Genomic DNA, 11516 nt, shown 5'->3' with positions numbered 1-11516 from the left:
ATCTCGTCACACCGCACACACCGCACACACCGTGGCACCCCGTCACACCCGCACCACACGTCACCACTCGTCACAACCCCAGGAGGGGACATGCGTAGCAGGACAGTCCAAGGCACCGTCGCCATCGCCGCGACCGCGTCGCTCGCGCTCGCCGCGTGCGGAGGGGCCGGCGGCCCCCAGTCCGGCGGCTCGAGCAAGCTCACCGACGACAAGGTCGTCATCGGCCTGCTCAACGACCAGTCGGGCGTCTACAAGGACCTGTCGGGTCCCAACAGCAAGGTCGCCATCGAGATGGCGATCGAGGACTACAAGGCCAAGTACGGCGACAAGGCCGTGGCCAAGGACATCGAGATCGTCACGGCCGACCACCAGAACAAGGCCGACATCGCCAACTCCAAGGCGCAGGAGATGTACGACCGCCAGAAGGCCGACATCATCCTCGACGTGCCGAACTCGGCCGCCGCGCTCGCCGTCGCCACGCAGGCCAAGAACAAGAAGAAGCTCTACATCAACATCGGCGCCGGCACGACGGCGCTGACGGGCGCGAGCTGCAACAAGTACACCTTCCACTGGGCGTACAACACGAGCGTCCTGGCGCGCGGCACGGCCGGCACGATCACCAAGGCCGGCGGCAAGAAGTGGAACATCGTCTACCCCGACTACGCCTTCGGCCAGGACATGAACAAGTCCTTCACCAAGGAGATCACCGCCGCGGGCGGCACCGTCGGCCAGTCGATCGCCTCGCCCTTCCCGAGCGACAACTTCGCCACCTTCATCACCAAGGCCGGCGAGGGCGACCCCGACGTCATCGGCTCGATGCACGCCGGTGGCGACCTCATCAACTTCGTCAAGCAGTTCAACCAGAGCTCGCTCAAGGGCAAGGTCCAGCTCGCGGTCGGCCTGATGTTCATCACCGACATCCACTCGCTCGGCGTCGACCAGTTCGCCGGTACCCAGTTCACCGACGCCTGGTACTGGAACTTCGACGCGCAGAACAAGAAGTGGGCCGACCGATTCAAGGAGAAGACGAACACCCGTCCGTCGTTCGCCCACGCCGCCAACTACTCGGCCGCGTTGAACTACCTCGAGGCCGTCCAGGAGGCCGGCACCGACGACGCCGACACCATCGTCGGCAAGCTCGAGGGCAAGAAGATCAACGACGTCTTCCTGCGCAACGGCGAGATCCGCAAGGCCGACCACGCCGTCATCCACGACGTGTACCTCGCCAAGGTCAAGAGCTCCGCCCCGGAGGAGTGGGACTACGAGGACATCGAGAAGACGATCCCGGCCGCCGAGGCCTACGGCGAGGCCAACCCCGCCTGCTCGATGAGCTGACACCCGGTGCGTATGCCGTCCGGTCGCGTCCCACGCGGCCGCGCCGGACGGCACACGACACAGCGCGACTGTCGAGGCAGCCGCACCCAGCCCGATCGACCGCGAACCGAGCGAGAGACATGAGCGAATTCATCCAGTACACCCTCCAGGGGCTCGCCGCCGGGGGCTTCTACGCGCTCTCTGCGCTGGGCCTCGCCGTCATCTTCGGCGTCCTCGGGGTCGTCAACTTCTCCCACGGCGCCTGCTACATGCTCGGCGCCGTGCTGTCCGCCGTCCTGCTCGCCGAGCTGAACGTCGGCTTCTGGGCCGCGCTCGTCATCGTCCCGATCCTCATGTTCGGGTTCGGCGTGCTCATGGAGCGCCTGCTCGTGCGCTGGTTGCTCGAGCTCGACCCGCTCTACAACTTCCTGCTGACGTTCGGCCTCACGCTGGTGATCGTCGAGGCGGTCAAGCAGCGCTACGGCGTCTCGGGCCTGCCCTACCAGGTGCCCGCCGGACTCGGCGGCCAGGTCTCCGTCGGTTCGGTCAACCTCTCGGTCTACGCGATCTTCGCCTGTGTCTTCTCGGTCGTCGTCTGCGTGGCGGTCGGGCTGCTGCTGACGAAGACGCGCATCGGCATGATCGTGCGCGCCGCGACCGAGGCGCCCGACCGGACGCGGGCCCTCGGCATCAACGTCGGGCTCTGGGTCACGCCCGTCTTCGGCTTCGGCATCGCCCTCGCCGGCCTCGCCGGAGTGCTGGCCGCCCCGACCCGCGCCATCACCGCCGAGATGGGCAGCAACTTCATCATCATCCTGTTCGCCGTCGTCGTCATCGGCGGCCTCGGATCCATCCTCGGGGCGGTGGTCGCGGGCTTCCTCGTCGGACTCGTCGAGGCCTACGGCATCGCCTACGCCCCCACGTACGCCCAGATCGTCATCTTCGTGCTGATGGCGATCGTCGTTCTCGTCCGGCCCTCGGGGCTCTTCGGACGGGAGGAGGTCGCATGAGCGAGCAGATGACCGCCAAGGTCGACGTCGACCTGGCCCAGCCCTCGATCCTGTCGCGGCGCAACCCGCTGCGCTACGTCATGCTCCTAGCCGGCCTCGCCGTGCTCGTGATGCTGCCGTACTGGATCTACCCGCCCGTCGCGATGGACATCCTCTGCTGGGGTCTCTTCGCGATCAGCGTCGACCTGCTCCTCGGCTTCACGGGGTTGCTCAGCTTCGGCCACGCCGCGTTCTGGGGCGGCTCGGCCTACTGCACGGGGCTCATCGCCACCCACTGGGGCGTGCCCTTCCCGGTCGCCGTCATCGGCGGCGCCGTCTTCGCCATGCTCATCGCCTGGCCGATCGGCTACCTCTCGGTGCGGCGGACCGGCATCTACTTCGCCATGGTCACCCTGGCCTTCGCGCAGATGCTCTACTTCATCGCCAACCAGGCGCGTGACCTCACGGGCGGCGAGAACGGCCTGCAGGGCATCCCGAGGAACTTCTTCGGCATCGAGGCGGTCGAGACCGACCCGTTCTACTTCTACTACGTCGGCGCCGCGATGATCCTCGTCGGGATCCTCGTCGCGTGGCGCGTCGTCAACTCGCCCTTCGGTCGGGTGCTGACGGCCGTGCGCGACAACCCGGCCCGGGCGCGCGCCCTCGGCTACGACGTCGAGCGCTACAAGATCACGGCGTTCATCATCTCGGCCGGGCTCGCCGGCCTCGCCGGCGGCGTCTTCGCCGTGAGCCACCAGTTCGCGTCGCTGCAGGAGCTGATGTGGACGACATCGGGCAAGGTCGTGCTCATCACGGTCCTGGGCGGCATCGGGACGCTCTGGGGCGGCCTCGTCGGCGCCGGCGTCGTCGTGACGCTCGAGGACTATCTCGCGAGTTCGGGCTTCGAGGGCATCGGCCTCATCACGGGCACGATCTTCGTCGTCATCGTCCTGCTCTTCCGGCACGGCATCTGGGGCACGGCGCGCAACGTCCTGCGCCGCTACGTCCTCGAGAGGCGCGGCAGGCAGCGCGACTGAGAGACCTACCGGTTGGAGGTATCCGCGCGGCGGTTCCGTCGGCGCGGATACCTCCAACCGGTCAGGACCGGGGCGTCAGGACGCGGAGGGCGACGCGGCCGACGACGAGCCAGGCGACGGCGGCGAGTCCCCAGTTGGTGATGGCGTTCTTGACCGTGGCGCCGTCGCCGGTGAACTGCTTGATGCCGGCGGTGCGGCTGAAGACGCCGAGGTCGGCCCAGTCGGCAGCGCGCAGCACGGCCGCCACGAGGGCGTTGCGCGTGTTGGCGTCCAGCACGACGAGGACGGCTCCGAGCAGGAGCGCCGTGGCGGCGAGCAGGCACGCGAACCAGACGATGCCGCCGAGCAGGGTGCGCACGCGCCTGATGCCGGCCCCGGTGAGGGTCGCGGCGCGGCGGGCGCCGGCCCGCACGTCGGGGGAGCGGCGCGCCCGAGGCGCGACCTCGGCCATCTCGGCCTTGGCGGAGGCCCGGTCGGCCGGTGCGTCGGTCGACGTCTCGGTCGCCGTCCCGGTCGCCGTCTCGTTCGCCGTCGGGGTGGGTGCTGGGCCGGCCGAGGCGGTGGGGGTCGGGTCGGCAGCTTCGGCCGCGGGAGGCGCTGGCACGTTCTCCCTGGGAGCGGTCGTCGTCGTGGTCGGGCTGGCGGGGCTCGTCATCGAGGGTTCTCCTTGGGTGGTTCGTGGATCCGCCGTGGTCAACGAGCGACACCCGCGGCAGGACACGCCTCGCACCGGAGGACTTCGCGGCACGGGGCCCGCGATGCCGTGCCCGGGCCCGGACGCGTGGTCCGGGCCCGAGGGGCTGCCCCATAGACTGGCCCGCATGTCATCCCTGTCCCGCGACGACGTAGCCCACCTGGCCGGCCTCGCCCGGATCGAGCTCTCGGACGCCGAGCTCGACCGCATGGTGGGTGAGCTCGGAGTCATCCTCGAGTCCGTGGCCAAGGTCCAGCAGGCCCCGACCGACGGCGTCGCCCCGATGTCGCACCCGATGCCGCTCACCAACGTGACCCGCCCCGACGTGGTGCGCCCCAGCCTCGGCGCGGACGCCGTGCTGGCCGGGGCGCCCGAGTCCGAGCAGCAGCGCTTCTCGGTGCCGCGCATCCTCGACGAGGACTGAGCAACCCTGAAGCCTGCGTATGCCGCCTCGCCGAGTACCCGGCATACGCCCCGCCCGTGACGGGCACCACGAAAACTCCTGTCGCAGCTACGAACCGAAGGCACTGACGTGACCGACCTGCCAACTGACCTGACGAGGGCCACCGCCGCCGACCTGGCCGGCGCGCTCGCGAGCGGGGCCATCAGCTCCGTCGAGGTGACCCAGGCGCACCTCGACCGGATMGCCGCCGTCGACGGCCAGGTGCACTCCTACCTCCACGTCGACGAGGCCGGGGCGCTCGCCCAGGCCCGGTCGATCGACGACCGGCGTCGGGCCGGCGAGACCCTCGGCGCTCTCGCCGGGGTGCCGATCGCCGTCAAGGACGTCATGACGACGAAGGGCCTGCCGACGACGTGCGGCAGCAAGATCCTCGAGGGGTGGGTCCCGCCCTACGACGCGACCGTCGTGTCGAAGCTGCGCGAGGCCGGCCTGCCGATCCTCGGCAAGACGAACATGGACGAGTTCGCGATGGGCTCCTCGACCGAGCACTCGGCCTACGGGCCGTCGCACAACCCGTGGGACCTCGACCGGATCCCCGGTGGCTCGGGTGGTGGCTCGAGCTCGGTGCTCGCCTCCTTCCAGGCACCGCTCGCGACCGGCACCGACACCGGCGGCTCGATCCGCCAGCCCGCCGCCGTCACGGCCACGGTCGGCACCAAGCCGACCTACGGCGGCGTCTCGCGCTACGGCCTCGTGGCGCTCGCGAGCTCGCTCGACCAGGCCGGCCCGTGCGGTCGCACGGTCCTCGACACCGCCCTGCTCCACGCCGTCATGGGTGGCCACGACCCGATGGACTCGACCTCCATCGACGCGCCTGTCCCGCCGGTCGTCGAGGCCGCCCGCGCCGCCAGCGTCAAGGGGATGCGCGTCGGCGTCGTCAAGGAGCTCGGCGGCGAGGGCTACCAGCCCGGTGTGCGCGCCCGCTTCGACGAGTCCGTCGCCCTGCTCGAGGAGCTCGGTGCTGAGGTCGTCGAGGTGAGCTGCCCGAACTTCGAGTACGCCCTCGCGACCTACTACCTCATCCTCCCGAGCGAGGCGTCGAGCAACCTCGCCAAGTTCGACGCCATGCGCTACGGCATGCGGGTGCTGCCGGAGGGCGTCGACGCCCCGAGCGCCGAGCAGGTCATGGCCGCGACGCGCGACGCGGGCTTCGGGCCCGAGGTCAAGCGCCGTATCATCCTCGGCACGTACGCCCTCAGCTCCGGCTACTACGACGCGTACTACGGCTCGGCCCAGAAGGTCCGCGCGCTAATCGCGCAGGACTTCGACAACGCGTACGCCCAGGTCGACGTGCTCGTCAGCCCGACGGCGCCGACGACGGCGTTCAAGCTCGGCGACAAGCTCGAGGACCCGATGGCCATGTACCTCAACGACATCGCCACCATCCCGGCCAACCTCGCCGGCGTCCCCGGTATGTCGATCCCGTCGGGTCTCGCCGACGAGGACGGCCTGCCCGCGGGCATCCAGATCCTCGCGCCGGCCACCAAGGACGAGCGTCTCTACTCCGTCGGTGCCGCCCTCGAGGCAGCGCTCGTCGACCGCTGGGGCGGTCCGATCCTCGACCGCGCGCCCGTGCTGGGCGCCGCTGCTGCGAAGGGAGCCTGACATGACCACCGTCGCGACCGATGCCGTCATGGACTACGACGAGGCCATGACGAAGTTCGACCCTGTCATGGGTCTCGAGGTCCACGTCGAGCTGCACACGGCCACGAAGATGTTCTGCGGCTGCCCGACCGAGTTCGGCGCCGAGCCCAACTCGCAGGTCTGCCCGGTGTGCCTGGGCCTCCCCGGCGCCCTGCCTGTCGTGAACGAGAAGGCCGTCGAGTCGGCCATCCGCATCGGCCTGGCGCTCAACTGCGAGATCGCCGAGTGGTGCCGCTTCGCCCGGAAGAACTACTTCTACCCGGACATGCCGAAGAACTTCCAGACGTCGCAGTACGACGAGCCGATCGCCTTCGAGGGCCACCTCGACGTCGAGCTCGAGGACGGCAGCGTCTACCGCGTCGAGATCGAGCGCGCGCACATGGAGGAGGACACCGGCAAGTCGCTGCACATCGGCGGCGCGACCGGTCGCATCCACGGCGCCGACCACTCGCTCGTCGACTACAACCGCGCCGGCATCCCGCTCATCGAGATCGTCACCAAGCCCATGGTCGGGGCGGGCGAGCGCGCGCCCGAGGTCGCCAAGGCGTACGTCTCCGCGCTGCGCGACCTGTTGCGCGCCCTCGACGTCAGCGACGTCAAGATGGAGCAGGGCTCGATGCGCTGCGACGCCAACGTGTCGCTGCGCCCGCGCGTCGGTGAGCCCCTCGACGAGGCCCAGCTCGAGGTGCCGCTCGGCACGCGCACCGAGACCAAGAACGTCAACTCGCTCCGCTCCGTCGAGCGGGCCGTGCGCTACGAGATCTCGCGGCATGCGGCGATCCTCGAGGGCGGCGGCTCGATCCTCCAGGAGACCCGGCACTGGCACGAGGACACCGGCATCACGACGTCCGGTCGCGTCAAGTCCGACGCGGAGGACTACCGCTACTTCCCCGAGCCCGACCTCGTGCCGGTCGCGCCGACGCGCGAGACCGTCGAGACGCTCCGGGGCACCCTGCCTGAGCCGCCCGGACTCCGTCGCAAGCGGCTCCAGTCCGACTGGGGCTACAGCGATCTCGAGATGCGCGACGTCGTCAACGCCGGAGCGGTCGAGCTCATCGAGGAGACCGTCGCTGCCGGCGCAAGCGCCGGCGCCGCGAAGAAGTGGTGGCTCGGTGAGCCGTCACGGCGCGCCAACGCCGAGGGCCAGGACATCGTCTCGTATGCCGCCGGGCTGGGTCTGACGCCCGCGCACATCGCCGAGCTCGACGGGCTCGTCGCAGCGGGGCGCCTCAACGACTCGATGGCGCGGCGGGTGCTCGACGGCGTGCTCGTCGGCGAGGGGACCCCGACGGCCGTGGCCGACGCCCGGGGGCTCGAGCTCGTCCAGGACGACGGTGCCCTCGAGGCCGCCGTCGACAAGGTCATCGAGGCCAACCCCGACGTCGCGGCCAAGATCCGCGACGGCAAGGTGGCGGCCGCGGGCGCGCTCATCGGCCAGGTCATGAAGGAGATGAAGGGCCAGGCCGACGCCGGCAAGGCCCGCGAGCTCATCCTCGCCAAGCTCCAGTAACCCCGCACCACCCGTCGAAGGGCCACGTTCCTGCCGGTCCCAGAGGTCCGTGACCTCGGGGAGGCCCGGAACGTGGCCCTTCGACGGTGACATGGGCGTCGGCGGAGGGTCAGCGCTTGCCGCCGCCGAGGAGACCACCGAGCAGGCCGCCGAGGATGTCACCCGCGCCGCCGCTGCCAGCGGACGAGCCGGAGCCGCCACCGAGCACCTGGCCGAGGATGTCCTGGAGCGGGTTCGAGCCGCCGGACGCGGCACCCGTCGACGTCGCGCTGCCCGGGGCCTGGACCGGCCCGCTGTCGGCGCCCACGCCACCGGGGAAGAGCGGGCCGCCGTCGGTCGACCCGCCGCCCGCCGGGGCCGACGGGGCCGACGTGCCGGTCGAGCCCGACCCGCCGCCGAGCATCCCGCCCAAGCCGCCCTGACCCATCTTGTTGGCGAGCCACGACATGACGATCGGGGCGAGGATCGGCAGCAGCTTCTGCACGAGGCTGCCGGACGACCCGCCGAGCCCGCCGAGCTGGTTGACCACCTGGTCGGTGCTGCCGCCGAAGATGTTGCCGACGATGGCCTTCCCGTCCTGCTCGTCGACGTCGTCGAGGCCGTTGATCGTGCCCTGGTGGTCCGAGAGGGCCGTGAGCAGCGAGTCGGCGCCGGCGGGGTCCGAGGCGTTGGCCTGGAGCCCGCCGAGCAGGGCTGGCAGCGCACTCTCCGCCGCCTGGCGGACCTCGTCACTCCCGACCCCGAGCTGGCCTGCCAGCTGGTCGATCGGTACCTGGTCGAGGATCTCGTCGTACGAACCCATGGGTGCCCCTCCTGCTCGTGGGTGGCGCCGGTGCCGACCCCTGCTCGTCAGGCTAGCCACGTCCGGTCGTCGGTGGCGGGCCACGCGGCGCGAAGCCTGCTGCGAAGGGTCACACGGCTCCCACCGCGGAGAGGGGCAGCGAGATGAGCCGGTCGGCGCCGTCGTTGTTGCTCGTCGTGATCCAGACCCGGCTGCCGACGAAGTGGATGTCCCGGATGCGACCGTAGGTGCCCTGGAGGTGGCGGGTCGGGGTGCCGGCGGAGCCGTCGGCGTCGACCGGCACCCGCCACACCGACTGCCCGCGCAGGGCTGCCAGGTAGACGGCCCCGTCGGGCCCGACGGCGATGCCGCTCGGTGACATCTCGGAGGTCGGCCACTCGGCGACGGGGTCGACGTAGTCGGGGTTGTCGGCGCGGCCCTCGACCTCGGGCCAGCCGTAGTTCCTGCCGGGCTCGACGAGGTTGAGCTCGTCGAACGTGTTCTGTCCGAACTCGCTGGCCCACAGGCGTTTGCGACGGTCCCAGGCCAGACCCTGGACGTTTCGGTGTCCGTAGGACCAGATCGGGGAGCCGCCGAACGGGTTGCCCGGGGCCGGGTCGCCGTCCGGGGTGATGCGCAGGATCTTCCCGCCGAGGGAGTCGAGGTTCTGTGAGAGCGAGGTGTCGCCGGCCTCGCCCGTGCCGACGTAGAGGTAGCCGTCGGGCCCGAAGGCGATGCGGCCCCCGTTGTGGTTCCGACCACGCGGGATTCCGGAGAAGATGACGACGGGCTCGCCGATCGTGCCGTCCCGCCACGGCACGGCGGCGATGCGGTTGTCGCTCTCGGTCGAGTAGTACGCGTAGAAGACGGGATCGGCGTCGAAGTCCTCGGGCACGGCGAGCCCGAGGAGTCCGCCCTCGCCCTCCGTGCGGGTGATCGGCAGCCTCCCGGCGACCGTCGCCCTGCCCCCGGAGCCGGGCTTGGGCACGTGGTGGATCAGACCCGTGTTGCGCTCGCTCACGAGGGCGCTGCCGTCGGGCAGCACGGCCACCGACCAGGCGATGTCGAGCCCGCCCATCAGGGTCACGGGGCCGACCGGCTGGGCTGCGGGTGGACGCGTCGGGGTCCTGGGGGCCGACGACGCCGAGGTGCTCCCCGTCGCGGTGGTGGCGCTCGAGGTCGCCGAGGTGGTCGTGCCGGCACCCGTCGCGGGGGCAGAGGGTTCGGCCGTCGAGCACGCGGTCGTGACCAGGGCGACGACGACGCCGCCCACGAGCGCGCGGCCGATCGGTCGGGAGGTGTGCGGCATACCTCATTGTGTCCCACGTGGCGTCTGGGACCGCGGCGTCTCAGCCCCCGCGTCGTTCGAGCGTCTCGACGAGCCCGTCGCGCACCTCGGGATGGACGACATCGGCGTCGACGACCCGTCGTGCTGCGGCGAGGTCGCCGGTGAAGGCGCGGAAGAGCACGAGCAGGTCGATGTCGTGGGAAGGTCGCTCGATCTCGATGGTGGCGCCGGTGTGCACGGTGCCGGGGGTCACGACCGAGAGGTAGGCGCCGGTGCGCCCGGCCTCGGTGAAGCGGCGCACCCAGCGGGGCTCACCCATGTGCGCGGCGAAGGTGCTGCACGGGATGCGCGGCACCTCGACCCGCAGCACGACGTCGCCGATGCGCCACCGCTCGCCGACGAGCGCGTGTGTCGTGTCCACGGCGAGCGTCGTGATGTTCTCGCCGAATCCCCCTAAGGGGATGGAGCGCCCGATCTGCTGCTCCCAGAGCTCCTGGTCCTCGCGCGGGTAGGCGTAGACCGCCTGCAGTGCGCCGCCGTGGTGCTTCGGGTTGCCGATCTCGTCGCCGACGACCCCGCTGCCGAGACCGCCGTGCTTCGGCCCCGGGTCGCGGACCGCGAACGACTCGACGGGCCGCTTGTCGATCGCGGTGGGTCGGCCGCCGCGCTCGGGGGCGGTGCGTCGGCCCGAGCCGAGGGCGAGGACGTGGGGATGGTGCGTCACCCGGCGAGCCTAGCGGCGTCGCGCCGGACCTTTCCCCGACCGGTCCACGACCGTTCCCGGTCCCCTCCGGGTCGGGCCGCCCGTCTTGGCTAGCGTGGACGCCATGGCTACCCAACCCGTCGTCGTGTCCGTCCCCGACCCCGAGTTCGCCGAGGCGCTCGCCGACCTCGACGGCGTCGACACGGTCGTGTGGGACATGGAGGGGCCGCACCCGCGCGGTCCCGAGATCCGGTACGCCGTCATGCCCTACATGACGAGCCTCGACCTCGCCGACGTCACCCGCGGGCTCGACGCCCTCGAGGTCGTGCAGCTGCAGAGCGCCGGCTACGAGCAGTTCGTGGCCCGGCTCCCCGAGGGCGTGACCCTCTGCAACGCGGCGGGCGTGCACGACGCGTCGACGGCGGAGCTCGCGCTGACCCTGACGCTGGCGTCGATCCGCGACATCCCGGAGTTCGTCGGGTCCCAGCACCAGGGGCGCTGGGAGCCGCTGCGCCTGCGCGCGTCGCTGGCCGACCGGCGGGTGCTCGTCGTCGGCTACGGACGGATCGGCCGGGCCATCGCGCGGCGCTTCGCCCCGTTCGAGGTCACTCTGACGGCGGTGGCCTCTCGAGCCCGGGAGGGCGACGAGCTCGTGCCGCGGGTGCACGGCATCGACGAGCTGCCCGACCTGCTGCCCGACCACGACGTGGTCGTCGTCATCGTGCCGCTGACGTCCGCGACACGTCGTCTGTTCGACGCGGCGCTGCTCAGCCGTGTGCCGGACGGCGCCCTCCTCGTCAACGTGGCCCGGGGGCCGGTCGTCGACACCGACGCCCTCGTGGCCGAGTGCGCCTCCGGCCGGCTGCGGGCGGCGCTCGACGTGACCGACCCCGAGCCGCTGCCGCAGGACCACCCGCTCTGGACGACGCCGGGCGTCCTCGTCACACCGCACGTCGGGGGAGCGACGGACGCGATGCGCCCGCGGGCCGTCGCCCTGGTGCGCCGACAGGTCGAGGCGCTGCTCGCCGGTGAGCCGGTCGACAACGCCGTGGCCGGACCCTTGTCTGCCCCTCGGACATAGTGGACACTGTCA

At 71.2% G+C, this 11516-nt stretch carries 11 protein-coding genes; 7 read left to right on the top strand and 4 right to left on the bottom strand.

Going from position 1 to position 11516, the window contains the following annotated elements:
* Positions 1-90 precede the first annotated feature (90 nt).
* The 3 genes from AB4Y83_RS02200 to AB4Y83_RS02190 all read left to right on the top strand — a co-directional run bounded on the left by AB4Y83_RS02200 (position 91) and on the right by AB4Y83_RS02190 (position 3340).
* Positions 91-1335, top strand: coding sequence for an ABC transporter substrate-binding protein (locus tag AB4Y83_RS02200; RefSeq protein ID WP_442295919.1), 1245 nt, complete (start codon positions 91-93; stop codon positions 1333-1335).
* A gap of 119 nt (positions 1336-1454) precedes the next feature.
* The gene (locus AB4Y83_RS02195) at positions 1455-2324 is read left to right on the top strand and encodes a branched-chain amino acid ABC transporter permease (RefSeq protein ID WP_442274943.1); all 870 of its coding nucleotides are present in this window, start codon (positions 1455-1457) and stop codon (positions 2322-2324) included.
* Positions 2321-3340 carry a branched-chain amino acid ABC transporter permease gene (locus tag AB4Y83_RS02190; protein WP_442295918.1) on the top strand — a complete coding sequence of 340 codons (1020 nt, stop codon included), beginning with the start codon at positions 2321-2323 and terminating at the stop codon, positions 3338-3340. Before AB4Y83_RS02195 ends, AB4Y83_RS02190 begins: the two co-directional genes overlap by 4 nt.
* Before the next feature lie 61 nt (positions 3341-3401).
* On the opposite strand, the gene AB4Y83_RS02185 is transcribed toward AB4Y83_RS02190, so the two are convergent.
* Complete coding sequence (locus AB4Y83_RS02185; protein ID WP_442295917.1) at positions 3402-3995, bottom strand: hypothetical protein; 594 nt, start codon at positions 3993-3995, stop codon at positions 3402-3404.
* Positions 3996-4161: 166 nt separating this feature from the next.
* Between AB4Y83_RS02185 and gatC the strand changes: the two genes are divergently transcribed.
* The 3 genes from gatC (at position 4162) to gatB (ending at position 7651) form a co-directional block, all read left to right on the top strand.
* On the top strand, positions 4162-4458 hold the full coding sequence (gene gatC / locus AB4Y83_RS02180; protein WP_442274940.1) for an Asp-tRNA(Asn)/Glu-tRNA(Gln) amidotransferase subunit GatC: 297 nt from the start codon (positions 4162-4164) through the stop codon (positions 4456-4458).
* Positions 4459-4575: 117 nt separating this feature from the next.
* Positions 4576-6102, top strand: a complete 1527-nt coding sequence (gatA, locus tag AB4Y83_RS02175; protein ID WP_442296182.1) for an Asp-tRNA(Asn)/Glu-tRNA(Gln) amidotransferase subunit GatA — start codon at positions 4576-4578, stop codon at positions 6100-6102.
* 1 nt (position 6103) lies between these two features.
* Positions 6104-7651, top strand: coding sequence for an Asp-tRNA(Asn)/Glu-tRNA(Gln) amidotransferase subunit GatB (gene gatB / locus AB4Y83_RS02170; RefSeq protein ID WP_442295916.1), 1548 nt, complete (start codon positions 6104-6106; stop codon positions 7649-7651).
* Between the two features lie 109 nt (positions 7652-7760).
* Here the strand turns inward: gatB and AB4Y83_RS02165 are convergent, their stop codons facing one another.
* The 3 genes from AB4Y83_RS02165 to AB4Y83_RS02155 all read right to left on the bottom strand — a co-directional run bounded on the left by AB4Y83_RS02165 (position 7761) and on the right by AB4Y83_RS02155 (position 10444).
* The gene (locus tag AB4Y83_RS02165) at positions 7761-8453 is read right to left on the bottom strand and encodes a DUF937 domain-containing protein (RefSeq protein ID WP_442295915.1); all 693 of its coding nucleotides are present in this window, start codon (positions 8451-8453) and stop codon (positions 7761-7763) included.
* A 109-nt stretch (positions 8454-8562) separates the two neighbouring features.
* Entirely contained in the window at positions 8563-9741 is a 1179-nt protein-coding gene (locus AB4Y83_RS02160) for a PQQ-dependent sugar dehydrogenase (protein ID WP_442274937.1), read from the bottom strand.
* 40 nt (positions 9742-9781) lie between these two features.
* The gene (locus AB4Y83_RS02155) at positions 9782-10444 is read right to left on the bottom strand and encodes an MOSC domain-containing protein (protein ID WP_442295914.1); all 663 of its coding nucleotides are present in this window, start codon (positions 10442-10444) and stop codon (positions 9782-9784) included.
* A gap of 103 nt (positions 10445-10547) precedes the next feature.
* Here AB4Y83_RS02155 and AB4Y83_RS02150 point away from each other — a divergent pair, with 103 nt between their 5' ends.
* Positions 10548-11504, top strand: a complete 957-nt coding sequence (locus AB4Y83_RS02150) for a 2-hydroxyacid dehydrogenase (RefSeq protein WP_442274935.1) — start codon at positions 10548-10550, stop codon at positions 11502-11504.
* The last annotated feature ends 12 nt before the right edge of the window (positions 11505-11516 follow it).

Source organism: Terrabacter sp. RAF57 (assembly GCF_052113925.1).
In the GTDB taxonomy this organism is placed as follows: Bacteria; Actinomycetota; Actinomycetes; order Actinomycetales; family Dermatophilaceae; genus Terrabacter.
Note: the sequence above shows the minus strand (reverse complement) of the source record. Positions and strands in the feature narration are given on the sequence as shown.

Bases quoted from the DNA above. Each gene is read 5' to 3' on its own strand.
- AB4Y83_RS02200 (WP_442295919.1), top strand. From the start codon at position 91: ATGCGTAGCAGGACAGTCCAAGGCACCGTCGCCATCGCCGCGACCGCG.
- AB4Y83_RS02195 (WP_442274943.1), top strand. From the start codon at position 1,455: ATGAGCGAATTCATCCAGTACACCCTCCAGGGGCTCGCCGCCGGGGGC.
- AB4Y83_RS02190 (WP_442295918.1), top strand. From the start codon at position 2,321: ATGAGCGAGCAGATGACCGCCAAGGTCGACGTCGACCTGGCCCAGCCC.
- AB4Y83_RS02185 (WP_442295917.1), bottom strand. From the start codon at position 3,995: ATGACGAGCCCCGCCAGCCCGACCACGACGACGACCGCTCCCAGGGAG.
- gatC (WP_442274940.1), top strand. From the start codon at position 4,162: ATGTCATCCCTGTCCCGCGACGACGTAGCCCACCTGGCCGGCCTCGCC.
- gatB (WP_442295916.1), top strand. From the start codon at position 6,104: ATGACCACCGTCGCGACCGATGCCGTCATGGACTACGACGAGGCCATG.
- AB4Y83_RS02165 (WP_442295915.1), bottom strand. From the start codon at position 8,453: ATGGGTTCGTACGACGAGATCCTCGACCAGGTACCGATCGACCAGCTG.
- AB4Y83_RS02160 (WP_442274937.1), bottom strand. From the start codon at position 9,741: ATGCCGCACACCTCCCGACCGATCGGCCGCGCGCTCGTGGGCGGCGTC.
- AB4Y83_RS02150 (WP_442274935.1), top strand. From the start codon at position 10,548: ATGGCTACCCAACCCGTCGTCGTGTCCGTCCCCGACCCCGAGTTCGCC.